This is a genomic window from Rugamonas aquatica (assembly GCF_009380215.1).
GTDB lineage: Bacteria > Pseudomonadota > Gammaproteobacteria > Burkholderiales > Burkholderiaceae_D > Rugamonas > Rugamonas aquatica_B.
In genome coordinates this window covers 362,322-387,407 of the sequence record NZ_WHUG01000004.1, presented here as the reverse complement: position 1 = coordinate 387,407, position 25,086 = coordinate 362,322, and the positions used below count along the sequence as shown (strand labels likewise).

The following is a 25,086-nucleotide window of genomic DNA, read 5'->3' as shown; positions in this document are numbered from 1 at the left end:
CCACTCGGCGGTACCTTGCGGCTTATCCCGCACGACCGTACACAATTGGCAATTAGCAAAAACTTAATCGTAACATATAGAGAATTTATGCAAAGCAATGTTACAAATTTTTAGACAACTGTTGACCAGCATGCGACACGTGTCGCATAATCACCCCATTCGTCGCAGAGAGGTTAGCCCATGTCCACCCCTATCCCCATCCCATCCGTCAGCGAGCTGACGCTGTTGAAAGCGCTGTGGAAACAGCAGCCGCTGAGCGCCCGCGAGTTGCACGACGCCGTCGCCGAAGAGCTGGGCTGGTCGTTCTCCTCCACCCGCAAGACGCTGGAGCGCATGCTGGACAAGCAGATGCTGGCCCAACAGGCGGCGCACGGCGTCAACGTCTACGTCGCGCGGCTGGAAAAGGTCGGCACGCTGGCGGCCTTCGCCCGCGATTTCGGCACCCGCGTGATGGAGATGGCGGCGCCGCTGCCCGTCACCATGTTCACCGGCAGCAAACTGGTCGACAGCGACGAGCTGGCCCAGCTGGAGCAGATGCTGCAGGACTGGCCGTCCGACGAGGCCGGCAAGCCATGATGCTGGCCTACGTGGCGCTGTTCAAATGGATGCTGGCCAGCGTCAGCTGCGTGCTGGCCGGGATGCTGGTGTGGGCGCTGCTGGCGGCCGCGCTGCGTTACTGGCCCGCCCTGCTGCCGCGCCGCGCCGTGTGGCTGGCGGCGCAAGGCGTAACGGCCGGCGCCGCGCTGCTGGCATTGCTGCCGCACAGCGCGCAACACAGCCTGACGCCGACGGTGACGCTGAACGCGGCCGAAGCGTCGGCCATCCGCGACGCGCGTCCTTCGCCGGCGGCGACGGACGCCCCGCAAGCCCGCGCCGACGCGGCGGAGTCGGATGCCGCCGGCGATGGCGACCTGCCGCCTTTCACGCTGGTGCTGCCCGCACTATGGACGCTGGTGTACGCCGCCGGCCTGGCATGGACGCTGGCACGCCAGTTGCGCGCCCGCCACGCATGGCGCGGTTTGCTGGCCGCCTCGCAGCGACTGTCGCCGCAGGACTTGCAGGAGCACGGCGCCTTCAGCGGCGCGCAACTGACGGCCATCGCCCGCCGCCGCCTGGCCGTGATGGAAACCGACGCCGCCATTTCACCGATGCTGATCGGCGCGCGGCGCCCGGTGCTGCTGCTGCCGCGCCATCTGCGCAGCTTCGGCGCAGAGCAACAGCACATGATCGTCGCCCATGAACTGCACCACTGGCGCGCACGCGATCCGCTGTGCATGGGCGTGTCGGCCGTGCTGCAAACGGTCTTCTGGTTCAATCCCGCGCTGCGCTGGATGAATGCAAAAATGGAATGGGCGCTGGAGCTGATCTGCGATCAGCGCGTGCTGGCGGGCCGTCCGCAGCAGCAGCGCAAGCAGTATGCGGCCGCCCTGCTGCAGCAATGGAAGGCGCAGACGGCGGCCATGCCGGCCGGCGGCGTGGCCTTCGGCGGCATCAACGGCGCCAGCGCCGCCGCCCGCATCCGCCAGATGCAGCAGGCCGCGCTGCCTGTGCTCAGCAGCGCCGTCGCCTGGGGCGTCGCCGTGCTGATGGCTGTCGTGCTGGCGGGCGGCGCCATGCTGCAACCAGCGCTTGCATTCAGCGTGGACCAGCAGCCCGACGCCCCGCAGCCGTCCGCCCGCGCGCCAGCCGCCACGTCTGAGACCCCAGCCGCTACGCTGGCGGAAAATGCCGCCGCCTGGCGCGACCCGCTGGACAAGATGCGCGTGACCGGCCTGTTCGGCGTGCGCCGCACCGTGCTGGTGACGCCGCACAAAGGCATCGACATCGCAGCGCCGAGCGGCACGCCGGTCCACGCGGTCGCCGCAGGCACCGTCGTCAGCGCAGGCGAACTGACCGAAAACGCCGGCCGCTACGGAAAAACCGTCGTCCTGCAGCACGGCGCGCAGCGCACCCTGTACGCCCACCTGACCACGACGAACGTCAAGCCCGGCGCCAAAGTGGAAGCCGGACAGCAGATCGGCACCGTCGGCGAAACCGGCTTCGCCACCGGCCCGCACCTGCATTTCGAAGTGCGGCAGGGCGAGGAACTCCTGAACCCGGCCACAAAACTGGCCAATCTGGACGCCCACACCACCAAGCGCGCCCTGCGTCTACGCCAGCAGCAGCTAGGCTACTAACCCTACCCCATCACAGCCTCCAAACCGCAGCCCACCCGCTGCGGCAAGAGGAACTATTGCCCGCGTTTTTGAAGATAAGGAAGCATATGCAGCGACACTACATCACCGGCAGCCTGCTGCTGCTCGCCGTCGGCGCCCACGCAGTCCACGCAGCCGATGGCGAAACGGCCGAACCGCCGCAAGTCAAAGTGACCGGCCAGCGCGCCGACCAGCGCCAGCGCGAGACCACCACCAGCATCGTCGTCAACCACGACGAGATCATGCGCCAGGGCGACCAGACGCTGGCCGACGTGCTCAAACGCCTGCCCGGCATCAGCATCACCGGCGTGCCAGGGCGCGGCGGCGCGATCAGCATGCGCGGCCTGGGCAACGGCTACACGCAGATCATGCTGAACGGCGAACCCTTAGCGGCGGGCTTCTCGCTCGACACCATCGAACCCGAGACGATAGAGCGCATCGAAATCATGCGCAGCGCCACGGCGGAATTCAGCAACCAGGCGATCGCCGGCGCGATCAACATCATCCTGAAGAAGACCATCAAGCGCGGCCAGCGCGCGCTGAGCGCCAGCGTTGCGCGGCAAGCGGGCGTCGATACGCCTGCGCTGTCGGCGACGCTGTCGGACCAGGATGGCCGCCTGGCCTACAGCCTGGCCGCGACGCTCACCCACAAGCGCAGCGAAGCGCCATCCACGGACATGGAAGAACGCCGCGACGCCGCCGGCGCCATCCTCGAACAGCGCCGCATGCAGAAGACCGAATCCGGCCACACCGACGCCCTCACCCTCGCGCCGCGCCTGAACTGGACGCTGGCCGGCGGCGACACGCTGAGCTGGACCGGCTTCGCCAATCTGCGCCGCGTCGACAACGTCCACGGAGAGAACGAGACGGCGCTCATCGGCCCGCACAGCGAATACCCGCGCAGCATCTCCAACTTCGTCGCCAATTTCGCCATGCTGCGCAGCGACCTGAATTGGACCCACCTGCTGGAGAGCGGCGCCAAACTGGAGACCAAACTGGGCGCAAGCAGCAACCGCCGCAGCGGCACCTTCGACTTCAACGGCATGGACAGCGACGGCAAACCTGCGGGCCGCCACCACGTCGACTCCGGGCCGTCGGAAACCACCGTCACGGTCAGCGGCACCTATCGCCATCCGGTCGGCGAGCGCCATGCGATCGCGCTGGGCTGGGATGCCAGCCACGCCGTCCGCAGCGAAGACCGCAACGAAACCCTATTCGACGCCAACGGCGCGCCGACCGGCGGCAGCAACGCCGACTACCGCGCCAACGTCAACCGCGTGGCCTTGTTCGCGCAGGACGAATGGCAGGTCACGCCGCGCTATTCGCTGTACCTGGGCCTGCGCCACGAACGCCTGACCACCGCCAGCCGCGCGGAAGCCGCCAACGCGCCGGACGCGCTGGACCTGCGCTCGCAGGTGTGGAGCCCTTCACTGCAATCGCGCTATGAGTTGCCGAACAAGGATCTGCTGCGGCTCGCCATCAGCCGTACCTACAAGGCGCCACCGCTGGTCAAGCTGCTGCCGCGCCGCTACACCAACGACAACAACAATAACGAAACCAATCCCGATGAACAGGGCAATCCCAACCTGCGGCCGGAACTGGCCTGGGGCATGGATGCGGCCTACGAACACTATCTCGGCGAAGGTGCGCTGCTCAGCGCCAGCACCTATGTGCGGCGCATCCGTGACGTCACCGTGACCCGCCTGTTCCAGCAGGATGGCGAGTGGGTCGAAGCGCCCTTCAACAATGGCAACGCCAGCGTGCGAGGCATCGAGCTGGAAGCCAAGCTGCCGCTGTCGCCAAGGCTGGACCTGCGCGCCAACATGGCGCGCAACTGGTCGCGGGTGGAGAGCGTGCCGGGACCGGACAATCGCCTGGAAGAACAGGTGCCGTTCACGGCCAATCTGGGCGCGGACTACCGCCTGCCCGGCGCCGCGCTGACCTTCGGTGGAAACCTGAACTACCAGGCCGGCGGCCCGGTGCGGCAGTCGCCGCTGGTGCGGATGGCCACCAGCCCGAAACGCGAACTGGATCTGTACGCGCTGTGGAAGATGGACGGCAAGACGCAGCTGCGCATCTCGGCCAGCAACCTGCTGCGCCAGGACGCCACCGAATCGCATGAATACGCGGCCACCAGCGGCAGTCGCCAGCGCATTGCACAGACGCCGACCAGCGCCACGCTGCGCATCCTGCTGGAGCATCAACTTTGAACGGAGACCGTCACCCAATGAGAAACAAGCATATCGACAGCCTGCGCGGCGTCGCCATCCTGTGCGTGCTGGTGCTGCACTTCACGCTGGCCTTCGGCCTGAAAAACAGCCCGCTTGGCGACCTGCTACCAACCTGGCTGCTGCGCGCCGCGTTCCAGGGCAACTTCGGCGTGACGATGTTCTTCACCGTCTCCGGCTACCTTATCACGTCCACATCGCTGCGCCGCTGGGGCGATCTGTCGCGGATCGAAATCGGTACATTCTATTTATACCGTTTCGCGCGCATCATGCCTTGCCTGCTGCTGGCGTTGGCGATCATCGTGGTGCTGGGCACCTTCGACGTGCCGTTCTTCTCCAATTCGGACGGCGATGTGGACCGGCCGGCCGGCTATTTCTTCATCGCCGCCGGTTCGGTGCTGACGTTCTGGCACAACCAGCTGATGCAAACCGCCGGCTACTTCAACTACTGCCTGAACGTGTACTGGTCGCTGTCGGTGGAGGAAGTGTTCTACCTGCTGCTGCCACTGTCATGCCTGCTGTTGCGCCGCAATTGGCTGATCGTGCTGCTGTGCTGCGCCGCCATCGTCGCCGGGCCGATATACCGCAGCCAGCATACCGACAACGAGATCTTCTTCATGTACGGCTACCTGGCCTGCTTCGACGCCATCGCCATCGGCTGCCTGACGGCGATGCTGGCGCAGCGCGCCGCGCCGAACGCGCTTCAGGGACGGATGCTGCGGATCGCGGGCGGCCTCGCGCTGGCGGCGCTGTACTTGCGCGGCATCGAAGGGCATGAAGTATTCGGCTTCACGCTGGTTGCGCTGGCGAGCGGCGTGTTCCTGCTGGGGAGTTCGGCGCAATCGTCCACCACGGAAGGCACGCCGGACAGGTCGGTGCTGCGCTGGTTCGGCCGGCATAGCTACGAGATTTACCTGTTCCACATCATCGTGCTGGCGGGGATGCGCAACGTGATGACCAAGGAGACCCTGGGTTACGCCGCCCGGCTGCCATGGCTGCTGCTGTTCCTGTGCCTGACGGCGCTGGTAGCGGCGCTCGTCGCCCGCTACGTCTCCGAACCGGCCAACGCGGCGCTGCGGCGCAGATCAACTGGTGAGCGCTACGCGCAATGAGCCAAATTCGATCGGCGCCAGGGCTGCTGTGGTATGGTTCGGTTTATGACGCAAGCACAAATTCAACCTTGGCAACAATCGTATAAACCGTATAAACGCTGCATGGTCCTCGGCGGCGGCGGTTTCCGCTTTGGCATCTATATCGGCATGTACGCCGCGCTGCGGCAGGCCGGGCGCGCGCCCGACGTGCTGCTGGCCAGCTGCGGCGGCGCGATTGCGGCCACCATCATCCACAACCTGCCCGATCCGGAAGCGCAGCGCGCCTGGATCTCGTCGCCCGAAATGTACCAGTTCTGGTGCAGCCTGAAATCGACCCAGCACGCGGACCTGACGGGCAGCCTGCTGCGCGCCGCGCGGCGCAAGCTGTCGACCGCCAGGGCGCCCGTCATCCCCGATCTGTTCGGCGACTACATGTTCGAGATTCCCTCGCAACTGCCCTTCCCGCCCGCCACCGGCACGCCGGACGTGGATGTCGCCATCATCGGCGGCAAGCTGCTGTTCGACGCATCGGAAGTCGGCCAGCCGCGTGCGGGCCGCAAGCTGTTCGCCGAGACGGTGTTCTGCGGCGAGCACGCGGCCGCCCTGTTGGACGGCATGCAGTCACCACTGGGCGACGCCCGCTGGGGCGAGCACGCGGTCGCCCGCGAACTGCTGGTCGACGGCAGCGTGCCGCTCACCGAAGCCGCCCGCATCTCCATCGCCGACATGATCTACTTCCGCTGCCAGCAGTACCGCGGCCAGGAATATATCGGCGGCGTGCTCGATCTGTTCCCGGTGGAGATCGCGCGCCGCCTCGGTGCGGAAGTCATCATGGAATTCAAGGAAGCCTTCGACCAGGTGTTCGCGATTCCCGCCTGGCGCTCGGTGTTGGGCATCAACGGCAATGCGCGCCTGCGCTACGCCAATACCCACCTGGCCAATCTGCGCATCGACTCGTCGGACGTGTCGGTGGTGCTGGCCAAGCAGCAGCTACAGCAAAAGCTGGACTGGCGTCGCAACCGCATCGAACTGGCCATGCCGCCGACCTACGACATCTTCGTCCAGCACATGAACGACCAGTGGCAGTATGGCTACGACCGCGCACAGGAAGCGCTGGGCCACGCACCCGGCAAGCATCCGGCCATCCGCCGCGCCACCCGCTACAGCAAACCGCTGCGCAGCGTCTGAGGCGGCGGAAGGCTAGTCGCTGGCCAGCACCTGGTGCAGCGACTGCACCGCCGCCGAGCCTTCGCCCACCGCAGCCGCCACCCGCTTGACCGAACCGCTGCGCACATCGCCGACGGCGAAGATGCGCGGACGGCTGGTTTCCAGGAAGTGCGGGCTGCGCTCCAGCGGCCACGCCTGCGCGGGAACCTGCTGCCCGGTCAGCACGAAATGCTGCTCGTCCAGCGCCACGCAGTCGCCCAGCCATGCGGTGTTCGGCTCCGCGCCGAGGAACAGGAACAGGTGCCGCGCCGGCGCGGTTCTCACCTCGCCGCCGGCCGCCTGCCAGCTGATGTGTTCCAGCTTGTCCTCACCCTGCAGTTCGACGATCTGCTTGCGCGTATGCAGCGTGATGTTGGGCGCCGCCTCGATGCGCTGGATCAGGTAGCGCGACATGCTGGCGGCCAGGCCGTCGGCGCGCACCACGATATGCACATGCTTGGCATGCGCGGCCAGGAACACCGCCGCCTGCCCGGCCGAATTGCCGCCGCCGACGATCACCACTTCCTCGTTGGCGCAGAAGGTCGCTTCCATGAAGGACGCGCTGTAGTAGACGCCCCGGCCTTCGAAGCGCTCCAGCCCCGGCAAGTCCGGCTTGCGGTAGCGCGCGCCGGTGGCGACGACGATGGAGCGCGCCCGCAGCCGCTCGCCGCTGTCGATGGCGATTTCGAAATCCGGCCCTTCGCAGTTGACGGCGCTGACGCGCACCGGCACCGCCACCTCGGCGCCGAACTTGCGCGCCTGCGACAGCCCGCGTCCCGCCAGCGCCTGACCGGACACGCCGGTCGGGAAGCCGAAATAGTTTTCGATCTTGGAGCTGGAGCCGGCCTGGCCGCCCGGCGCCTTCGAATCCAGCACCGCCACGCTCAAGCCTTCGGACGCCGCGTACACGGCGGCCGCCAGTCCGGCCGGGCCGGCGCCAACCACCACCAGGTCGAAGGTGCGGCCGTCGATATTGTCCGAGCTCAGGCCGATGCTGTCGGCCACCTGGCGCAGCGTCGGCTGGCGCAGCACCTCGCCGGACGGCGTGACGATGGCCGGAATATCGGCCGTGGTGACGCCGAAGCGCTCCATCAGCGCCGCCGTTTCGTCGTGCAGTTCGGTGTCGAAGTAGGCGGTGGGCTGGCCGTTGCGGGTCAGGAAGTGGCGCAGCACCAGCGTGGCCTGCGAATGGCGGGCGCCGAACACCACCACGCCACCGGTGTGGTCCTGCATGTAGGCCACGCGCCGCAGGATGTGGGCGCGCATGATGGTTTCGCTCAGCGCCGCTTCGGAGATCACCAGCGTGCGCAGGGACTCTTCGCTGATGACGATCATTTCGCTGTCGGTGACGACGCGCCCGGTGGCCACCGCCGCGCGGCCGGCCAGCGTGCCGATCTCGCCGGTGAACATGCCGGGGCCGTGGGTGCCGAGGATGACGGTGCCCAGCGCCGAGGCGCGCTCGATCTCCATCGAGCCGCTCAGGTTCACGTACATGGAGATGTGGCGGTCGCCCTGGCGGAACAGGATGTCGCCGGCCTTGAAGTGGCGGCGTTCGCCGTAGCGGCTGAGCAGCTCGAACTCGGCTTCGCTCAGCGTCGGCATGATCTGGTGGCGGCGGTTGCCGATGTCGGTCGATGCAGCTTCGGGGAGCGCGCCCTTGCCTCCCGCGGTTCTTGTTTCCATGCTCAAGCCTGTGGTCAGTCAGTATCCGGCCATGATAGCGCTAATCGGACGAACCGGCAGGCGGGGCTAGCGGCAGAGCTGGTTCCAGTTTTGTTCGAACTCGGCCGGCGAAACATCCTGCGCCAGCAAGGTCAGGTCGCGCGCCACCGAAATGTAGCGCTGATAGCCGATGTAGGCGCCGAACGCATCCTTGGCATTGAACTCGCCGCAGGTGGCGCCGCCCTTGCCGACCACCTGGTTGCGGAAGATCGCCGAAGCCGGCTCGCGCACCTTTTCCTTCACATATTTCTCGCCCAAACTGGTCAGCGTCGCAGCTTCTTCCTGCCGCTTTTCCGCCGCACTCTTGCCGCAGGCAGCCAACACGGCCATCAGCGCCAGCACCGCGACCCTGCGCGTGGTGTTAGCATAATTCATAATATTTTCTCTTTTATAATTTTCTTACAGCAATTATCTACGTAAACATCATCTCACGCCATCCATAACGCGGCAACGGCCTGCGTTGTTGACAGCCAGTGGATTTGTTACTATCTCAAGCTTTATAACCAGATCAGGAGATCACATGACCAGCCCAACACCCGCACGGTTCCTCAAAGCATTATTAGCCTGTGCAATGGTGCTCAGCGCCTATGCTGGGGCAGCTGAAAAAGCCGCCGCCCCGCTGGCTCATGTGACCATCCTCGCCACCGGCGGCACCATCGCCGGCAGCGGCGCCACCAGCACCACCACGGTCGGCTACACCGCCGCCACGGTCGGCGTCGATCGCCTGATCGCGGCCGTGCCGGAACTGGCCAAGGTGGCCCAGGTCAAAGGCGAGCAAGTGTTCCAGATCGCCAGCGAAAACATGAGCAACGAGCACTGGCTGACGCTGGCCAAGCGCGTCAACACGCTGCTGGCCCAGTCCGACGTGGACGGCATCGTCATCACCCACGGCACCGATACGCTGGAAGAAACCGCCTACTTCCTGGACCTGGTGGTCAAGAGCCGCAAGCCGGTCGTGCTGGTGGGCGCGATGCGTCCGGGCACCGCGCTGTCGGCCGACGGCCCGATCAACCTGTACAACGCGGTACTGCTGGCGGCCAGCCAGGAAGCCGTCGGCAAAGGCGTGCTGGTGGCGATGAACGACCAGATCCACGGCGCCCGCGATGTCACCAAGACCAACACCTCGACCCCGGACAGCTTCAAGACCCCGGAGCTGGGCATGCTGGGCTACTTCCAGGGCAACAAGCCTTACTTCTACCACGCGTCGACCCGCAAGCACACGGTCGACACCGAGTTTGACATCAGCAAGCTCGACGCGCTGCCGCAGGTCGACATCGTCTACGGCTACGCCAACGTCAATCCGGTGGCGCTGAACGCGCTGGTGGCAGCTGGCGCCAAGGGCATCATCCACGCCGGCGTCGGCGACGGCAGCCTGGCCGCCAAGGTGCTGCCATCGCTGACGGCAGCCCGCAAGCAAGGCGTGCTGATCGTGCGTTCGGCCCGCGTCGGCCAGGGCATCGTGGCGCGCAACGGCGAGGCCAATGACGACGAGCTGGACTTCGTCGTTTCCGATACGCTGAACCCGCAAAAAGCGCGCATCCTGCTGATGCTGGCCCTGACCAAGACCAGCGACAGCAAGGACATCCAGCGCATGTTCTACACCTACTGATCCATCTTTGGATAGTCGGGCCGCTTCATGCGGAACAGGCTGTCCCGGTTGATCTCGAAGTAATCGGCCGGGCCGCCGCCACGCAAGATGGTTTGCGAGCCCGCCGTGTCGTACACGCCATCGCGCAGCAGCGTCTGCGCGATGTGCACGCCCACTACCTCCCCCATGATTAGCCAGCCGTCGGTCGGCTCGCCGGCCGCGTTGTTCAGACGGATGATCTGGCTGCACCGGCATTCGAAGGCAACCGGGCTCTCCGCCACACGCGGCACATCGATGAGGCGCGAAGGCGTCGGCGTCAGCCCGGCCAGCACGAACTCATCCACCTCCGGCGGCGCCGGCGCGCAACTGGCGTTCATGGCCTCGGCCAGCGGGCGCGTGGCCAGGTTCCATACGAACTCGCCGGTCTGCTCGATGTTGCGCAGCGTATCCTTGCGGCCCTGGCTGGAGAAGCCGATCAGCGGCGGCGTGTAGTTGAACGCGTTGAAGAAACTGTAGGGCGCGAGGTTGAGGCTGCCGTCCGCGCCGCGCGAGGATATCCAGCCGATCGGACGCGGCCCGACGATGGCGTTGAAGGGGTCGTGCGGCAGGCCGTGGCCCAGCGCGGGTTGGTAGAAATAGCGGTCGTCCATGTTCAATCCCCAAGGCGCAGCCGCGCCGATGAGGCATTTTCGCACAGGCCGGTGGCGTCCGTTGCCACTGCAGGTATGATAGCCGAATGAGGTTTATTCTTATTTTTTTCGCCAGCTTGATGCTGGCCATGCCTGGTCGCGCAGATGAGCTGGTCTACGTGGTGTCCACCGGAAGCGCGATGCCGATGACGGATTTCCGTGATGGCGTGCTGGTGGGCGGACTACTCAAGGAATTCGGCGACGCGCTGGCGCGCGAGCTGCGCATGACGCCGCGCTATCTGAACGTGCCGCGCAAGCGGGTGGAGGCGCCGCTGGCCAACGGCCAGGCCGACATCCTGTGCGACCTGCGGCCGGAATGGCTGGACGGCAAAGACTGGCTGTGGTCGGACGCCATCTTCACCAACAACGAGATCGTCGCCACCCGCCTCGATACGGCGGCAGTGCGCGGCGTGGCCGAGCTGCGCCGGCAACGCATCGGCACCATCCTCGGCTACCGCTACGCGCACCTGGAAGTTCCACTGGGCGATGAGTTCGCCCGCGACGACGCCATCAGCGACGACTTCAACCTGTCCAAGCTACTGCGCAAGCGCTTCCGCTACATGTTGACCAACTCGCTGTATTTCGATTATCAGCGCAAGATCCATCCGGAGCGGGCCCTGCTCAATCCGGTGGCCTACAAGGTGTCGGCCTTCGACACCTATTGCGCGTTGCCGCCGCGCGGCAAGCTGGCGCTGCCGGCGCTGGACCGGGCGATCCAGGCGCTGAAGCGGCGCGGCGAGATCCAGGCCATCGTCGACCGCTTCCGCCCCAACTGAGCGGGATCAGCGCTTCAGACGCGCCAGCAGCTGGTCGGCGACGGCGCTGGCCGAGGCCGGATTCTGGCCGGTGATCAGCTCGCGGTCGGCCACCACCCAGGTCTGCCAGCTGGCGGCGCTGCTGAAGGAGCCGCCAGCTTTTTGCAGCGCGTCCTGCGGCCAGAATTTCATCGCGCCGCCGTTCAACATCCCTTTGGAAGCATCCTCTTCGGCATTGCTGAAGACCGTCATCTTGTAGCCGGCGTAGATCCAGGCCGGCGCCTTGGCGGCATGCGCGCCCTGCTCCAGCGTGGCGGTGTAGCGGGCCGGCTGCTCCAGCGCCGACAGCAAGGCGATCGGGCCGTGGCACACCAGCGCGGTCGGCTTGGCGCTGGCGTGGAAGTCGCGCAGCAGGCGGCCCAGCGGCGCGCTGTGCAGCAAATCCTGCATCGGCGCGTGGCCGCCGGGGATGTAGACGGCGTCGTAATGGCCGTAGCCGTTCTGCTCGACGCGCGCCAGGCTGACCACCGGCGAATGCTCGGCCGACGTCAGCTGCAGCTTGTCCAGCAATTCGACGTGCTGGCGCATGCTGGCTTCGTCATTGCCGAAGTACATTTTGTCGAGCGAGCTGCGGTCCAGCGTCGGCGCCTTGCCGAGCGGGGTGGCGAAGGTCAGCGTGTGGCCCGCGTCCAGCAGCTTTTTGACCGGCTGCATCAATTCGTTGGCATAGAAACCGGTGCTGAAGCTGCGCTGGTCGCGCAGCGCCAGCTGCGATTCGTCGGACAGTACGACCAGCACGTTGGCGGCGTTGGCGGCGACGGCTGCCAGGCCGAGCACGGTACCGGCAGCGGCTTTGAGGATGGTGGTGTTCATGGCGATGCTCCTGTGGGTGTGGGGTAGTGGCGCCACTTTATTGATGCCTGTAAAGTGTGTAAATATGCGCACCACCAAATCATTTGTTCTTGAAAGGCATGAATGGGCAGGCAATTCGATCATATGGCCGATGTGGAGGCCTTCGTCACCATCGTCGACAAGGGCACGATCAGCGCGGCGGCGGTGACGCTGGGCACCACGCCGTCCGTGCTGAGCCGCGCCGTGGCCCGGCTGGAAGCGCGGCTCGGCGTGCAACTGATGCGGCGCACCACGCGCCGACTGAGCGTGACCGAGGCGGGCCGGCTCTACCTGGAGCAAGCCCGCAGCGCCTTCGGCCTGATCGCCGACGCCGAGCGCGCGATCCAGGGCCAGGGCGGCGAGCTGTCCGGCACGGTGCGCCTGAGCGCGCCTACCACCTACGGCCACTACCGGCTGCCGCAATTGCTCAGGCCATTCATGGAGCGCCATCCCAAGGTCGTGGTCGAGCTGAGCATCGCCAACCGCAACGTCGATCTGGTCGACGAGGGCTACGACATGGCGATACGCCTGGGCGAACTGGCCGACAGCGGCCTGGTCGCGCGGCGGCTGGAGGACGCGGCGCTGTGCCTGGTGGCCGCGCCGGACTATCTGCGCCGCGCCGGCACGCCGCGCAATCTGGACGAGCTGGCCGGCCACGCCTGCCTGCCCTTCACACTGCCCAGCACCGGCCGGCAGGCGCCGTGGCTGCTGCGCGTGGACGGCCAAGATGTCGACTGGCCGGCGCCGCCGCGCATGCGGGTGGCCGACGATGTGCTGGGCGTGGTGTCGCTGGCGCAACAGGGGCTGGGCGTGTGCCAGACCTACCGCTTCGTGGCCGAGGAAAGGCTGGCCAACGGCCAGCTGGTCGAGCTGCTGCCTGAGCTGCGCGGCCGCAGCCGGCCGTTTTCGCTGATCTACGCGCCGCACCGGCGCATGTCGGCCGTATGCCGCGCGCTGATCGACAGCATCGCCCCCGATCAAAGCCACTAATCAAGCACTTGCTTGCTGCAAAAATAGCAGCAATAATGATCCTCCAACATAGACAACATCGGAGACGGCAGCCATGAACGAAGCGGACGTGCAGCAGATCAAAGCGGCTTTCGACGCCCAGCAGGCCACCGCGCTGCGCTGGCGCGCATCGGCCGCCGCCGAGCGCATCGCCCGCGTCAAGCGCCTGCGCGACGCGCTGATGGCGCAGCGCGAAGCGTTCTATGCCGCCTTCGAGAGCGACTACCGCAAGTCCCCGGCCGAGGTCGAAGCGTCCGAATTCCTGCCGGTGATGGAGGAAATCCGCCAGGTGCTGGGCGCGCTCAAGCGCTGGATGAAGCCGCGCCGCCACTGGCCCACCACCACCATGCTCGGCACCTATGCATCGGTGCAGTACCAGCCGCGCGGACGGGTGCTGATCATCGCGCCGTGGAATTATCCGCTGAGCTTGTGCTTCGGCCCGCTGGTGTCGGCGCTGGCCGCCGGCAACACGGCCATCATCAAGCCGTCGGAGATGACGCCGGCCGTGTCGGCGCTGATGGCGCGCATCATCGCCGACGTTTTCCCGGCCGATGAAGTGGCGCTGTTCGAAGGCAGCCAACCAACCTCGCACGCCCTGCTCCAGCTGCCCTTCGATCATATTTTCTTCACCGGTTCGCCGTCGGTGGGCAAGCTGGTGATGACCGCCGCCGCCCAGCACCTGGCCAGCGTGACGCTGGAACTGGGCGGCAAATCGCCGACCATCGTCGACGAAACCGCCAACCTGCAACTGGCGGCGGAAACGCTGATGTGGGGGAAGTTTCTCAACAACGGCCAGACCTGCGTGGCGCCCGACCATGTGTATGTGCACGCCAGCGTCAAGGCCGCGTTCGTCTCCGCCTGCCGCGCAGTGCTGCAACAGCGCTACGGCGCCGACGCGGCCGCGCAAAAGCAAAGCCCCGACCTGACGCGCGTGGTCAACCAGCGCCACACGCAACGCCTGGCGGGCCTGCTGGCGGACGCGCTGCAGCGCGGCGCCGTCGTGCATACCGGCGGCGAAGTCGATGAGGCGCAGTGCTACATCGCGCCGACGCTGATCGAACAGATACCGGCCGGCGCCGCCATCCTGTCGGAGGAAATTTTCGGGCCGCTGCTGCCCATCATCGAATACCGCGAGCTGGACCAGGTGATCGCCGCCATCAACGCCGCGCCCAAGCCGCTGGCCTTGTATGTGTGGAGCACGCGCCAGGCCAATATCGACAAGGTGCTCAAGCAGACCAGCTCCGGTGGCGCCTGCGTCAATCACTGCGTCGCGCATTTCGCGCACGGCAATCTGCCATTTGGCGGCGTCAACAATTCCGGTATGGGCAGCGCGCACGGCGAGTACGGTTTCAAGGCTTTCTCGCACGAACGCGCGGTGCTGCGCGCTTCGCCGCTGATGCTCATCAAGCTGTTCTTCCCGCCCTACACCTCGGGCCGCCTGCGCCTGATACGCATGGTGGTCGACAGCCTGAAGCTGCCGATGCTGTAAGCGCGGTTGTTAACAAATTCTGTGGATAAGGCTGTTAACAAGGCAGCGGCGTTGATGCCAAGTTGATGTTTTCAAAGGAAAAATAAACGCTGCGCAAATTTGTCGCAGTCAAAGTTATCCACTGGCATTACACTAGGCGGGTTTTGACTTCTTCATTCAACAAGGAACTCATGAAACCCCGTCTTACTGCACTTGCCCTCGCCCTGATGCTGGGCTGCCTCACCGTCCAGGCCGGCGCCGCCGATGCCGGCGGCTCGCCGAAATACAGCTTGCGCGAGCACTACACCAAGTACGAATTCCGCATCCCGATGCGCGACGGCGTGCGCCTGTTCACCGCCGTCTACGTGCCCAAGGATGCCGGCAAGACCTATCCCTTCCTGATCCAGCGCACGCCGTACAGCGCGGGCGTGCAGTCAGGCGGCGAGCTGCACTACGGCGTCGACTTCTACCCCGAACACATCGGACCGTCGCAGGACTTCGAGAACAGCGGCTACATCTTCGTCAAGCAGGACGTGCGCGGACGTTATATGTCCGAAGGCAAATGGGTCGAAATGACGCCGCACCTTGCGCCCAACCGCGCCAAGGGCCAGGGCAACGAAAGCGAGGACATGCACGACACCGTCGAGTGGCTGCTGAAGAATGTCGCCAACAACAACGGCAAGGTCGGCATCCTGGGCACCTCGTATCCGGGCTTCTACACGTCGGCCAGCATCATCGATTCGCATCCGGCGATCAAGGCGGCGTCGCCACAGGCGCCCGTCACCGACCTGTTCATGAACGACGATTCGTATCACGGCGGCGCCTTCATGCTGGCGGCGAACTTCGATTTCTACTCGGCCTTCGTGGAAGCGGAAAATCCGACGCCGCTGCCGAAAACCTGGGACCGCTTCGACTACGGCACCGCCGATGGCTACGAGTTCTTCCTCAAGCACCTGACACTGAACAACATCCTCGGCACCATGTCGGCGAAACAGCGCGCGCTGCTGCAGCCGACCATCGAGCATTCGACCTACGACGACTTCTGGAAAACCCGCAACATCGCGCCGCACCTGAAGAACATCAAGGCCGCAGTGCTGACCGTGGGCGGCTGGTATGACGCCGAAGACCTGCAAGGCCCGCTGACCACCTACAGCAGCATCAAACGCAACAATCCCGGCATCTACAATGGCCTGGTGATGGGGCCGTGGTCGCATGGCGCCTGGGGCCGCGCCGACGGCAAAACCCTCGGTTACATCAAGTTCGATGCCAAGACCGGCGAGCAATTCCGCAGCAATATCCTGTATCCATTCTTCGAACAACACCTGAAGGGCGTGGCGAACAAGAACGTGTCGGAAGTGTATGCGTTCGAGACCGGCAGCAATGTCTGGCGCAACTACGCCGCCTGGCCGCCGAAGCAAACACAGGCGCGCACGCTGTTCCTCGGACCGAACGGCACGCTGAGCTGGAAGCAGCCTGCGGCGGGCGAAGCCTACGACGAATACGTGGCCGATCCACGCAAGCCGGTGCCGTTCACGGCCTATCCGGCGCAGGGTGCGCCGAAGGAATACATGGTCGGCGACCAGCGCTTCGCGTCGTCGCGTCCGGACGTGCTGACCTACCGCAGCGAGGTGCTGGAAGAGGACATCACGCTGGCCGGGCCGGTCAAGCCGAAGTTGTTCGTCTCTACCACCGGCACCGATGCCGACTGGGTCGTCAAGCTGATCGACGTTTATCCGGCCGAATATCCGGGCGGCAGCGACGACGAGGAGCGCGGCCCCGACGTGCCGAAACCGACCCTGACCATGGCAGGCTACCAGCAACTGGTGCGCGGTGATCCGCTGCGCGGCAAGTTCCGCAACAGCTTCGAAAAACCGGAGCCGTTCACGCCCGGCAAGGTGGAAGCCGTCAACTATGCGATGAGCGACGTCAACCACACGTTCCGGCGCGGCCACCGCATCATGGTGCAGATCCAGAGCTCGTGGTTCCCGCTGGTGGACTTGAATCCGCAAACCTTCGTGGACATTCCCAAGGCCAAGCCCGAGGACTTCCAGAAGGCCACGCAACGCGTGTATCACGCGCCGGCGATGTACTCCGGGGTCGAGGTGCAAGTGTTGCCCGGCTTGCGCTGATTCTTGATTTGGGGGCATAATTCAGTTGATAACGATTCTCATCTAGCCAGCCAAACTCTCGTCCGACGAAGTAGCCAGCCACACACTACTTCAAGGATCCCATGGCACTGAATAAGAAACCGCTGGCATTGATGCTGGCCAGCCTCACCCTCACCAACGCCGCGCTGGCCCAATCCGGCGCGGCGCCGGAACAGACGATGACGGTCGTCACCGTCACCGGCGAAGCCGATGGCTACCGTCCCACCTCCTCCACCAGCGCCACCAAGATCGACGCGCCGCTGCGCGATATTCCGCAAACCGTCAACGTCGTGCCTCAGACATTGCTGCGCGACCAGGGCGCACGTTCGCTCCAGGATGTGCTGAAAGCCGTGCCCGGCATCGGCATGTCGACCGGCGACGGCCAGCGTGACCAGGTGACGATACGTGGTTTTAGCGCCATCAGCGACCAGTTTGTCGATGGGATGCGCGACGATGCGCTGTATTTCCGCGACCTGTCGAACGTCGAGCAGGTTGAGGTCATCAAGGGTCCGGCATCGGTGCTGTATGGCCGAGGTTCGTCCGGCGGCATGATTAACCGCATCACCAAGAAGCCGGGCATGGACCGCAGCGAAGTGAGCCTGCAAGCCGGTAGCTGGGGCCAGAAGCGCGGCGAATTCGACCTGGCGCGCAATGCGGCCGAGCGCGGCATCGCTTTCCGCATCACCGGCGCGGTGGAAGATGCCGACAGCTACCGCAACCAGCAATTCCTGAAGCGCGAAGCGCTGGCGCCGTCGCTGCAATTCAAACTCAGCGCGGACACATTGTTGCTGCTGCAAGCAGAATACCTGCACGACAAGCGCTTGACCGACTTCGGCATCCCCTCCTACCAGGGCCGGACGGTCGATGTGCCGCCGAGCACCTACTACGGCGCCGCCAACGCCAAGGATTTCGACTACAGCGAATCGCGCGTGCACGCCTTCGGCTTTACGCTGGATCATCGTTTCAACCAGAAGTTCTCGATCCGCAATGCCTTCCGCCACTACAACTACACGCTGGACCGCAACAACACGCTGATCGGCTCGGTCAACGAAGTGGCAAAGACCGCCTCGCTGACGCGCGGCAACGTGGCGCGCGATGAGGATGGTTACACCAATCAAACCGAGCTGACGCAGCACGCGGAACTGGCCGGCATGCAGCATCAGGTGCTGTACGGCGTGGAATTCGGCAAGCAGAACAAGGACCAGTTGGTACGCTCGCAAGCCAACGTGGCGACTGTGTCATTGTTCAATCCAGTCAACCCGGTTGTGCCATTTACAGCCGGTGGTGCGCCTACGGCGAACAATCTGGGCATTTTCAAGGTCAGCAGCGCCTACATTCAGGACCTGGTGACGATGTCGCCGGAATGGAAAGCGCTGGCCGGCATCCGCTACGACAAATTTGAGCAGGAAACCGTCGAACGCCGCGCCGGCGTGGCCAGCGTGGCCCGCACCGACCGCAACTGGAGCCCGCGTGCCGGCCTGGTGTACCAGCCGAGCCAGGTCCGGTCCTACTACGCCTCGTTCAGCCGCTCCTTCCAGCCGTCGGGAGAAGGCTTCGCTCTGGCGGTTAATAACGCGGACATCGCGCCTGAAGTCACCAAAAACAAGGAAGTTGGCGCCAAATACGATCTGTTTGGCGGCCGCGCCTCGGCCGGCGTATCGTTGTTCCAGTTGACGCGTACCAATATGAAATCGTCCGATCCGATCACCAACAAGCTGATTCCACTGGGCACCCAGCGCACCAACGGCCTGGAACTGACGTTCAGCGGCGATCTGGGCGACGGTTGGCAGGCATGGTCGGGTTATTCCTACATGGACGCGTCGATGCTGAAGTCGATCGCCAAGGATGATGGCCAGCTGGTGCAGGGCAAGCGGCCTACGCTGACGCCCAAACACAGCGCCAATCTATGGGTCAGCAAGGCGCTGGCGGGCCACTTCGGCGTCGGCGGCGGCTTGAACTACGTCGGCGAGCGCTTTGCCAATCCGGGCAACACCGTCGTCCTGCCGAGCTTTGTGACGGCGGACGCCATGGCCTACTACCGCCACCGCAATATCGATCTGACGCTGAACGTGCTGAATCTGCTGGACAAGGCCTACATCGTGGCCGGTCACGGCAGCAGCAAAAACCTCAACCTGCCCGGCGCCCCGCGCTCGGTACAATTGACGGCGCGTTATCGTTTCTGATCGTTTGAACGTCCGGGTTGTTAACAAATTCTGTGGATAAGCTTGTTAACAAGCCGGACTGGACAACGCTAAGTTGCTGTTTCAAAAGCAAAATAGACCGCTGCGCAATTTTGTCGCAGCGGTAACTTATCCACCGCGCCGGCGTTCGATCAGCTCGAAGATCCCCATGCCGGCCAGCATCGCCAGCACGAACAAAATAGCCTTCGGCAAGCCCATTCCCAGCCCTACCAGGGCCGGTCCGGGGCAAAAACTGGCAATTCCCCAACCTGCGCCGAATAATATCGACCCGATTACCAGACGGCGGTCGATATTAGTTGCAGTGGGTAATTTCAATTCAGTGCCGAGCAAAGTCGTTTTACGACGGCCGGCATATAAAAACGCAAAAAAACCTACCGCGATGGCTCCGCACATGACGAATATCAGCGAAGGATCCCATTTCCCGGCCAAATCCAGAAAACCGAGTACTTTGGCGGGATTCGCCATGCCCGAAATAATCAGGCCAAGCCCAAATAGCAGCCCGCTTAGAAATGCGACAACCATTATAAGTGCCTCATCAAGTAGACAGTAACAAAACCGGCCGCCATGAAAATGATGGTCGCCGTGATTGAGCGTGGAGACAGTCGGGATATTCCGCAAACACCGTGTCCGCTGGTACAACCGCTACCGTATCGTGTACCGACGCCGACCAACAGTCCGGCGACGATTAATGCTCCGGTATCCGCCTCAACCAAAATCTCGGGCCAGGCGTAAAATACGCCGTAGGCTATCGGTGCGATTATTAGTCCAGAAATAAAAGCGAGACGCCAGAGAATATCGCCGCGCACCGGTCGTAATAATCCACCAAGGATGCCGCTAATGCCGGCAATTCGGCCATTCAACAAGACCAGCATCGCGGCCGCTGCGCCGATGAGTATGCCGCCCAACAGCGCGGACCAAGGCGTGAAGTTCAGAGTGTCTATCGTCATTCGCTGCTCCTACGGGTGTGCGCCAGAAAGCGGCGCGAACAAGCCAATTGTTAGCATAATTTTACTCTCCCAGCAGAGCCAAAGACTCCAGCCAGGACGCTTTCCAGGGGCGCAGGTCCGGCTGGGCCGCGAAGGCCTTCTTCAAATGCGACATCGGCACGCGATAGACATCATTCAATCCCAGCGCCAGCGTCACGGGATTCCACAGATGGGTATTCTTCCCGGCACGGGAATTCTTTCTGACCCGCGCACCGTCATCGCCGAATATCCCGATGCCGCTCGCCAGTGACTTTTCCCAATCCAGCTTGGCCATGCCGCCGAATACGCGCAGCACTTCTTCCTTGGTAATTCCTTTAAGAACTTCCTTCGGAGGCGCTGCGACAACCTCCTCTTTCGGGTTCAATATGTTTTCCAATACATTGGCTATATCCCGATGGAAGAAACGCAGCGCATCCAAAGGCATGGTGATACCCGGTGGTTTCAGTTTGAAGACTATCTTGTCCGAATCGCGCGTCATCCTAATTAATACGTCGCTGCTGCCGGCGGCAAGCCGCTGGGTATCTTCGATAAAGAATATCGGAGCGGGATAACGGGTAATCCCCTCGGCGAATAAGCCGGCATATTCCTCCGAATAATCCAGCCAGACATGGGGAGTCAACCCCGCTTCCAACAAGCGCGCCAGGTTCCATGGCGTGCCGGTCTGTTCACTTAACCAGGAACAGGTTTCTTCGGTGGTCGCATTGTTGGGCAGTGTGCCGGAGGTCATTTTCTTCTTTCAGAATTTTCGGATGCAGCAGTGTACCAATAATATGCGCGCTTTAAGCGGGACCGTCCGCCCTCCATGACGGCGTGCCGCCAATTTGGACGCCCAGATAAATCCCCAGGCGGCGCCAGGCCGGAATGCCGTCGGCTTCCGACGCCTCACGCAGCACGCGGTTGGCGGTGGCTTCGTCGCACACCTCGTGGTGATGGTAGAGCCAGTCGTGGATCACGGCCGCCTTGTGCGACGTGTCGCCGAACAGCAGGTACAGCACCGGCAGGCGCGGCACGCTGGCGTAGTCGGTCAGGAAACCGGCCTCGACTTCAATCACCCGGCCGAGGATTTCAGATTGATAGCGGAATGGCGCCATCACGCGCCAGGTGCCGCGTCCGCCGGCGGCCAGGTCGTCGACGCACTCGGTGATCAGCGGTGTCAGGAAGGCGGATTTCATAGCGCCTCCGGACGGTCGAAGATCGACAGTTGGCGGCCGCGCATCACGGCGATCAGCTTGTCGGCGTATTGCGGATCGGTGGCGTAGCCGGCGGCGGCCACCGCGCGCGCGAACGCCTCGCCGCCGCGGCAGGAGAACGCCGGTTTGTAGCGCCGGTTGGCCAGCAGGAAGGCCGCGTGGTCGTCGATGCAACCTTGCCAATCCGGATACTTGCGCCAGCGGGCCGGCTGCATCTGCCACTGACCTTTGACGAATTCGCGGGTAGGCATCAGCAGCACGTCGCCGCGCCAGGCCGGGTCGGCCTTGACGCCGAACAGGTTGCGGGCTTGCAGCGCCAGCTGCGACGCGCCCCAGCCGGATTCAAGCGCCGCTTCGGCGAGCGCGAAGCTGGCCGGCACCCGGGTTCGCGCGGCCGAGGCTCGGGCGGCGGGACCGATGGCAGCGATGAAGTCGGCGGGGGTCATGGCAGCTCCCCTTCCGACTCGGGCGTGATTTTGCCGGTCTTCCATTCCTTCCACATGTGCCAGCACTTGTGGACGATCATCAGGCCGACGTAGAACAGGGTCGCCAGGTGGACCAGTTCGGGCAGCGTGATGCCGATGTATTCGGCGCCGACGACGGCGATGGGCGGCGCAGTCTTGGCCAGCATGGCGGCGCCGGTTTCGATGGTTTCGTGTGTCATGCGCATGTTCTCCAGGCATAAAAAAAGCCACCCGAAGGTGGCTGTGGTGTTGAACGTAGCTATTTACTGCGGGATGCCGGCCAAAATCTGCTGCACCCGCTCCGGCGACGCGAGGATGCCGCCGCCGGGGCCGGGCGACGCCGGCTTGGCCAGGTAGGCGATGATGTCGCGCACCGAGGCCAGGTTGGGGTCGGTAGGCTTGTCGAGCTGTACCGACAGCTGGTACATCGACCAGAACTCTTTCACCATGGCGTCGTTGGACGCCTTGATCGTGATCCTCTCGCCGGGCGTGAAGGCCATGTACAGCGTCATTGGCGTCAGCAGCGGCAACGCGCTCTGATTGACCCAGGCCCCCTTCTCCTTCTGGAACTGCGGTGTCATACCAAGAACGTAAGTAGGCGGAACCGTAGTGCCATTAGGCTGGATAAGCGGCCCGTCGTAGATCCCGGTTAAGAAACCATTGGCGTCCAGGAGATATTGCATAGCCATTATAAGACCCTCACAATTTTTCCAGCTGTGCCGGAGATGTAAATATATGCACTCGTCGCACCCTCGACATAGACGTTTGCCGCGATGGTCGACGCGCCGTTCCCGGATACAGCTACGAATTGCCCAGCGCCGAAGGCCAACGCAGTCCAAACGGCCGAAGGCATAATCCGCTGAGCCCAGGTGACTCCGTCAGGGCTAGATGCTGCTATGGTTCCTACGCCGCCTCCGTTATTGCTCACCGCAAAAAAGACCCCATTTCCAAAAGCCACGTCCGACCACGAAGACCCCGTCGGCATAGCGCGGACTGTCCAGTTAAAGCCGTCCGCGCTGGTCGCTGCGGTCGTGGTTGCAGGTTTCCCAACGCCGCTAGCAATCGCCAGAAAGATACCGTTGGCGTATATGAGACATTCCCAGTTCCCTGCCGCCGGCATCGCCCGCTGGACCCATCCAATGCCATCAACGCTGGTCGCATAGACGCTTGAATTAGTAGTACTCAACGCGACAAAGGTGCCCGCGCCGAAAGACACGCGACTCCATGTTGACGCGATCGGCATGGCCCGCTGCGTCCACGTTATACCATCCGTGCTCGTCGCGCTCACGCTGTTGACCACCGTGTTGTATGGTCCGCCGACGGCGACATACACTCCGTTGCCGTATGCGATTGATGTCCACGCCGTCGGATGGGCAGGTATCGGGCGAGCCGTCCAATTGACGCCGTCTGGACTGGTCGCACACCCGCCGCCGCCGACGGCTACGAACTGATTGCCTGCGAATATCACGGCGGCATAGCTAGAACCAGGGGAAACTTGCTTGGTCCATGATATTCCGTTGGCACTAGATGAAATGACTCCGTCGCTTCCAACCGCGACAAAAATGCCGTTACCAAAAGCGACGGCCGAGCGATTGGATGAGTCAATTATCTGCTGGTTGGCGACATAGGTGCCGACGCCAGACACAGGGAATGCGGCAGAAAAGTCGGGGTAGGCTGCACGCGAAAGAATCGAGCCAACCGCCTTGTAATTGACCCCAGAGGAAAAAACATCGGCATAGCCCCCCAAGGGGATGCCGAGCACGGTTGCGGTCAACGAGGTTGACGCAGTAATTGAACGACCCATAAACTTTCTCCTTAGCTCTCAAAACCATAAACGCGAACCGTGACGGTGGCCGCGCTCGCATATGCCACCACGACCTCGCCAGCACTCATAGCCATCGCCGATTCCTCAAGTACACCACCGGCTGGCAGAACCAAGTCAATTGGCTCTATGTAATCGGCATTGGCAGGTGCCGCTGGGGCCGTATAGCCTGGCGGACACATGGCGAGCCGCAGCGTGACCGAGTTGATCAAGTCGCGGTTGATCACACGGATATTCGCGGTCGCGCTCTTGCCCGCGGTGACGGTGTACACCGCCGTGTTGGTGGTCGCCGCGAGCGCGACCTTTCCCAAAAGTCCTGTAGCCATTTAGAGTTGTCCCATAAAATAAGAAAGTGAATTCATCCCGCCCACCAGCGACAGCACCTGGCTGAGTGAAACGGCGTGCCTACTTTGCGTTGCTGCTCCGACTTGGAGCGCGCCGCCAGTGCATCCCAGCAGTACCCAGGAATTCAGCGTGGCGTGCCACATCAGCTCGACCTCTCCGCCTGCAACGATCTCGCCCCCCTGGAGCGGCGCATGTGCGCCGCCAATAATTGCCTTGACTGCCAGCCCATCGGGCGAAAAGGTCGCGGTGCCAGTGTTGGCGTTGGCCGCCTTGAATTCCAGCACCATGCCATCCGTCAGCACGGTCACCGCTGGACTGTAGGCGGCCGCGTAGGCGTTCGCCGCGCCGGCATCGACGGCGTAGCACAGGCCATTGTTCTGGACCTGAGACAGCGGCGCCGCCTGCGGCAGCGCCAGCGTGAGGAACGGCGCCCCCGCCACCGGCGCGATGTTCGGCGCCGGCACCGTGGTCATGCCGTAGTCCACCTGCACGCTGTAGGCGCCGATCCAGCCGGCGTCGGGCGTCGGCGTGACTTGCGAGCCGGTGCTGGCCATCGCGCCTGCCTTAACCTGCACCGCGCATTTGCCGCTGCGGATGGTCATGCTCGACGTGCCCAAACCGCCGGGACCGCTGTACGGTATAGCCGGATTGCTGGCGTTATAAAACGGCAGCACCAGCGCCCCCGTATCAACCTCCTGGAACTGCACCTGCACCAGATAGTTGATCGACTTGCCGGCCGTGCCCGGCGCGGGAACGGGCACGGCGATCGGGTCGGCCAGGATGCCCTGCTTCAGCACCTGGCGCGAGTCGACGCCCAGCGACGAATACGGCGTGGCATCGACCGCCGCCATTTGATACACCTGGCCGGCGGCAATCGCCGCCGTCAGGCCCGTGCCCGGTGTGCAGGCCAGGCCTTGCAACACCGGCGCCGTGCCCAGCACGGCCTGGGCGAGTTTGGCGAGACCGATCATGGCGAACTTGTTGCCGTTCAAAATGTCGGTCTCGATCAGTTCCTCGCCGTTATAAACAGTTGCGCGATCCATACTGCTCCTGAAAGAAAAAAGGCCGCGGGTAGCGGCCTTGTTAAAAA

24 protein-coding genes and 1 pseudogene are annotated in these 25,086 nt (G+C 63.9%); 11 read left to right on the top strand and 14 right to left on the bottom strand.

From position 1 onward, the window contains the following. Positions 1-180: 180 nt before the first annotated feature. From GEV02_RS13060 to GEV02_RS13040, 5 genes are all read left to right on the top strand, one after another. Positions 181-576: a BlaI/MecI/CopY family transcriptional regulator gene (locus GEV02_RS13060; protein ID WP_152838377.1), complete on the top strand. Its 396-nt coding sequence runs from the start codon at positions 181-183 to the stop codon at positions 574-576. Continuing rightward, a complete protein-coding gene (locus GEV02_RS13055) occupies positions 573-2,177 on the top strand; it encodes a M23/M56 family metallopeptidase (RefSeq protein ID WP_152838376.1) in 1,605 nt (534 codons plus the stop codon). Before GEV02_RS13060 ends, GEV02_RS13055 begins: the two co-directional genes overlap by 4 nt. A gap of 86 nt (positions 2,178-2,263) precedes the next feature. Further along, positions 2,264-4,405, top strand: a complete 2,142-nt coding sequence (locus tag GEV02_RS13050; protein ID WP_152838375.1) for a TonB-dependent receptor plug domain-containing protein — start codon at positions 2,264-2,266, stop codon at positions 4,403-4,405. A gap of 17 nt (positions 4,406-4,422) precedes the next feature. Further along, a complete protein-coding gene (locus GEV02_RS13045) occupies positions 4,423-5,535 on the top strand; it encodes an acyltransferase family protein (protein ID WP_152838374.1) in 1,113 nt (370 codons plus the stop codon). A 102-nt stretch (positions 5,536-5,637) separates the two neighbouring features. Beyond that, on the top strand, positions 5,638-6,702 hold the full coding sequence (locus GEV02_RS13040) for a patatin-like phospholipase family protein (protein WP_152838373.1): 1,065 nt from the start codon (positions 5,638-5,640) through the stop codon (positions 6,700-6,702). A gap of 12 nt (positions 6,703-6,714) precedes the next feature. On the opposite strand, the gene GEV02_RS13035 is transcribed toward GEV02_RS13040, so the two are convergent. Together GEV02_RS13035 and GEV02_RS13030 are read right to left on the bottom strand one after the other, a co-directional pair. Next, a complete protein-coding gene (locus GEV02_RS13035; protein ID WP_152838372.1) occupies positions 6,715-8,403 on the bottom strand; it encodes an FAD-dependent oxidoreductase in 1,689 nt (562 codons plus the stop codon). 66 nt (positions 8,404-8,469) lie between these two features. After that, positions 8,470-8,817 (bottom strand): hypothetical protein, encoded by a 348-nt coding sequence (locus GEV02_RS13030; RefSeq protein ID WP_152838371.1) that lies wholly within the window; start codon positions 8,815-8,817, stop codon positions 8,470-8,472. 145 nt (positions 8,818-8,962) lie between these two features. Here GEV02_RS13030 and GEV02_RS13025 point away from each other — a divergent pair, with 145 nt between their 5' ends. Beyond that, positions 8,963-10,051 carry a type II asparaginase gene (locus tag GEV02_RS13025; RefSeq protein WP_152838370.1) on the top strand — a complete coding sequence of 363 codons (1,089 nt, stop codon included), beginning with the start codon at positions 8,963-8,965 and terminating at the stop codon, positions 10,049-10,051. Here GEV02_RS13025 and GEV02_RS13020 read toward each other — a convergent pair. Continuing rightward, complete coding sequence (locus GEV02_RS13020) at positions 10,045-10,680, bottom strand: flavin reductase family protein (RefSeq protein WP_152838369.1); 636 nt, start codon at positions 10,678-10,680, stop codon at positions 10,045-10,047. The two genes, GEV02_RS13025 and GEV02_RS13020, sit on opposite strands and share 7 nt — an antisense overlap. Before the next feature lie 128 nt (positions 10,681-10,808). On the opposite strand from GEV02_RS13020, the gene GEV02_RS13015 reads away from it, so the two are divergent. Continuing rightward, positions 10,809-11,495 carry a substrate-binding periplasmic protein gene (locus GEV02_RS13015; protein WP_235922754.1) on the top strand — a complete coding sequence of 229 codons (687 nt, stop codon included), beginning with the start codon at positions 10,809-10,811 and terminating at the stop codon, positions 11,493-11,495. A 6-nt stretch (positions 11,496-11,501) separates the two neighbouring features. Here the strand turns inward: GEV02_RS13015 and GEV02_RS13010 are convergent, their stop codons facing one another. Continuing rightward, positions 11,502-12,347 carry a type 1 glutamine amidotransferase domain-containing protein gene (locus GEV02_RS13010; protein WP_152838367.1) on the bottom strand — a complete coding sequence of 282 codons (846 nt, stop codon included), beginning with the start codon at positions 12,345-12,347 and terminating at the stop codon, positions 11,502-11,504. Positions 12,348-12,449: 102 nt separating this feature from the next. Between GEV02_RS13010 and GEV02_RS13005 the strand changes: the two genes are divergently transcribed. From GEV02_RS13005 to GEV02_RS12990, 4 genes and pseudogenes are all read left to right on the top strand, one after another. After that, entirely contained in the window at positions 12,450-13,355 is a 906-nt protein-coding gene (locus tag GEV02_RS13005) for a LysR family transcriptional regulator (RefSeq protein ID WP_152838366.1), read from the top strand. A gap of 55 nt (positions 13,356-13,410) precedes the next feature. Beyond that, positions 13,411-14,862: pseudogene (locus GEV02_RS13000) on the top strand (aldehyde dehydrogenase family protein); the annotation flags it as partial. Positions 14,863-15,032: 170 nt separating this feature from the next. Continuing rightward, complete coding sequence (locus tag GEV02_RS12995) at positions 15,033-16,970, top strand: CocE/NonD family hydrolase (RefSeq protein ID WP_152838364.1); 1,938 nt, start codon at positions 15,033-15,035, stop codon at positions 16,968-16,970. 101 nt (positions 16,971-17,071) lie between these two features. Then, positions 17,072-19,171, top strand: coding sequence for a TonB-dependent receptor (locus GEV02_RS12990; protein ID WP_152838363.1), 2,100 nt, complete (start codon positions 17,072-17,074; stop codon positions 19,169-19,171). A gap of 126 nt (positions 19,172-19,297) precedes the next feature. Here GEV02_RS12990 and GEV02_RS12985 read toward each other — a convergent pair whose 3' ends face one another. The 10 genes from GEV02_RS12985 to GEV02_RS12940 form a co-directional block, all read right to left on the bottom strand. Continuing rightward, positions 19,298-19,711 carry a DUF6691 family protein gene (locus GEV02_RS12985; RefSeq protein ID WP_152838362.1) on the bottom strand — a complete coding sequence of 138 codons (414 nt, stop codon included), beginning with the start codon at positions 19,709-19,711 and terminating at the stop codon, positions 19,298-19,300. Further along, the gene (locus GEV02_RS12980; protein ID WP_152838361.1) at positions 19,711-20,136 is read right to left on the bottom strand and encodes a YeeE/YedE family protein; all 426 of its coding nucleotides are present in this window, start codon (positions 20,134-20,136) and stop codon (positions 19,711-19,713) included. Before GEV02_RS12980 ends, GEV02_RS12985 begins: the two co-directional genes overlap by 1 nt. 61 nt (positions 20,137-20,197) lie before the next feature. After that, entirely contained in the window at positions 20,198-20,902 is a 705-nt protein-coding gene (locus GEV02_RS12975; protein ID WP_152838360.1) for a hypothetical protein, read from the bottom strand. A gap of 52 nt (positions 20,903-20,954) precedes the next feature. Further along, a complete protein-coding gene (locus GEV02_RS12970; RefSeq protein WP_084805899.1) occupies positions 20,955-21,347 on the bottom strand; it encodes a DUF1353 domain-containing protein in 393 nt (130 codons plus the stop codon). After that, positions 21,344-21,811 (bottom strand): glycoside hydrolase family 73 protein, encoded by a 468-nt coding sequence (locus GEV02_RS12965; protein WP_152838359.1) that lies wholly within the window; start codon positions 21,809-21,811, stop codon positions 21,344-21,346. The genes GEV02_RS12970 and GEV02_RS12965 overlap by 4 nt, the downstream gene beginning before the upstream one ends. Then, positions 21,808-22,029 carry a hypothetical protein gene (locus GEV02_RS12960; protein ID WP_008447410.1) on the bottom strand — a complete coding sequence of 74 codons (222 nt, stop codon included), beginning with the start codon at positions 22,027-22,029 and terminating at the stop codon, positions 21,808-21,810. The genes GEV02_RS12965 and GEV02_RS12960 overlap by 4 nt, the downstream gene beginning before the upstream one ends. A 63-nt stretch (positions 22,030-22,092) precedes the next feature. Next, the gene (locus GEV02_RS12955; RefSeq protein ID WP_152838358.1) at positions 22,093-22,410 is read right to left on the bottom strand and encodes a hypothetical protein; all 318 of its coding nucleotides are present in this window, start codon (positions 22,408-22,410) and stop codon (positions 22,093-22,095) included. A gap of 107 nt (positions 22,411-22,517) precedes the next feature. Beyond that, complete coding sequence (locus GEV02_RS12950) at positions 22,518-23,633, bottom strand: WD40/YVTN/BNR-like repeat-containing protein (protein ID WP_152838357.1); 1,116 nt, start codon at positions 23,631-23,633, stop codon at positions 22,518-22,520. Positions 23,634-23,644: 11 nt separating this feature from the next. Then, positions 23,645-23,977 (bottom strand): hypothetical protein, encoded by a 333-nt coding sequence (locus tag GEV02_RS12945; RefSeq protein ID WP_152838356.1) that lies wholly within the window; start codon positions 23,975-23,977, stop codon positions 23,645-23,647. Next, on the bottom strand, positions 23,978-25,039 hold the full coding sequence (locus GEV02_RS12940) for a hypothetical protein (RefSeq protein WP_152838355.1): 1,062 nt from the start codon (positions 25,037-25,039) through the stop codon (positions 23,978-23,980). Positions 25,040-25,086 lie beyond the last annotated feature (47 nt).

What these genes read in the sequence shown, in the direction of transcription:
- GEV02_RS13015 (WP_235922754.1), top strand. Translation starts at nt 10,809, where the DNA reads ATGCCTGGTCGCGCAGATGAGCTGGTCTACGTGGTGTCCACCGGAAGC.
- GEV02_RS12945 (WP_152838356.1), bottom strand. Translation starts at nt 23,977, where the DNA reads ATGGCTACAGGACTTTTGGGAAAGGTCGCGCTCGCGGCGACCACCAAC.
- GEV02_RS12990 (WP_152838363.1), top strand. Translation starts at nt 17,072, where the DNA reads ATGGCACTGAATAAGAAACCGCTGGCATTGATGCTGGCCAGCCTCACC.
- GEV02_RS13035 (WP_152838372.1), bottom strand. Translation starts at nt 8,403, where the DNA reads ATGGAAACAAGAACCGCGGGAGGCAAGGGCGCGCTCCCCGAAGCTGCA.
- GEV02_RS13025 (WP_152838370.1), top strand. Translation starts at nt 8,963, where the DNA reads ATGACCAGCCCAACACCCGCACGGTTCCTCAAAGCATTATTAGCCTGT.
- GEV02_RS13055 (WP_152838376.1), top strand. Translation starts at nt 573, where the DNA reads ATGATGCTGGCCTACGTGGCGCTGTTCAAATGGATGCTGGCCAGCGTC.
- GEV02_RS13010 (WP_152838367.1), bottom strand. Translation starts at nt 12,347, where the DNA reads ATGAACACCACCATCCTCAAAGCCGCTGCCGGTACCGTGCTCGGCCTG.
- GEV02_RS12955 (WP_152838358.1), bottom strand. Translation starts at nt 22,410, where the DNA reads ATGACACCGCAGTTCCAGAAGGAGAAGGGGGCCTGGGTCAATCAGAGC.
- GEV02_RS12940 (WP_152838355.1), bottom strand. Translation starts at nt 25,039, where the DNA reads ATGGATCGCGCAACTGTTTATAACGGCGAGGAACTGATCGAGACCGAC.
- GEV02_RS13060 (WP_152838377.1), top strand. Translation starts at nt 181, where the DNA reads ATGTCCACCCCTATCCCCATCCCATCCGTCAGCGAGCTGACGCTGTTG.
- GEV02_RS12960 (WP_008447410.1), bottom strand. Translation starts at nt 22,029, where the DNA reads ATGACACACGAAACCATCGAAACCGGCGCCGCCATGCTGGCCAAGACT.
- GEV02_RS12950 (WP_152838357.1), bottom strand. Translation starts at nt 23,633, where the DNA reads ATGGGTCGTTCAATTACTGCGTCAACCTCGTTGACCGCAACCGTGCTC.
- GEV02_RS13050 (WP_152838375.1), top strand. Translation starts at nt 2,264, where the DNA reads ATGCAGCGACACTACATCACCGGCAGCCTGCTGCTGCTCGCCGTCGGC.
- GEV02_RS13020 (WP_152838369.1), bottom strand. Translation starts at nt 10,680, where the DNA reads ATGGACGACCGCTATTTCTACCAACCCGCGCTGGGCCACGGCCTGCCG.
- GEV02_RS12980 (WP_152838361.1), bottom strand. Translation starts at nt 20,136, where the DNA reads ATGACGATAGACACTCTGAACTTCACGCCTTGGTCCGCGCTGTTGGGC.
- GEV02_RS12995 (WP_152838364.1), top strand. Translation starts at nt 15,033, where the DNA reads ATGAAACCCCGTCTTACTGCACTTGCCCTCGCCCTGATGCTGGGCTGC.
- GEV02_RS12965 (WP_152838359.1), bottom strand. Translation starts at nt 21,811, where the DNA reads ATGACCCCCGCCGACTTCATCGCTGCCATCGGTCCCGCCGCCCGAGCC.
- GEV02_RS12985 (WP_152838362.1), bottom strand. Translation starts at nt 19,711, where the DNA reads ATGGTTGTCGCATTTCTAAGCGGGCTGCTATTTGGGCTTGGCCTGATT.
- GEV02_RS12970 (WP_084805899.1), bottom strand. Translation starts at nt 21,347, where the DNA reads ATGAAATCCGCCTTCCTGACACCGCTGATCACCGAGTGCGTCGACGAC.
- GEV02_RS13030 (WP_152838371.1), bottom strand. Translation starts at nt 8,817, where the DNA reads ATGAATTATGCTAACACCACGCGCAGGGTCGCGGTGCTGGCGCTGATG.
- GEV02_RS13005 (WP_152838366.1), top strand. Translation starts at nt 12,450, where the DNA reads ATGGGCAGGCAATTCGATCATATGGCCGATGTGGAGGCCTTCGTCACC.
- GEV02_RS13045 (WP_152838374.1), top strand. Translation starts at nt 4,423, where the DNA reads ATGAGAAACAAGCATATCGACAGCCTGCGCGGCGTCGCCATCCTGTGC.
- GEV02_RS12975 (WP_152838360.1), bottom strand. Translation starts at nt 20,902, where the DNA reads ATGACCTCCGGCACACTGCCCAACAATGCGACCACCGAAGAAACCTGT.
- GEV02_RS13040 (WP_152838373.1), top strand. Translation starts at nt 5,638, where the DNA reads ATGGTCCTCGGCGGCGGCGGTTTCCGCTTTGGCATCTATATCGGCATG.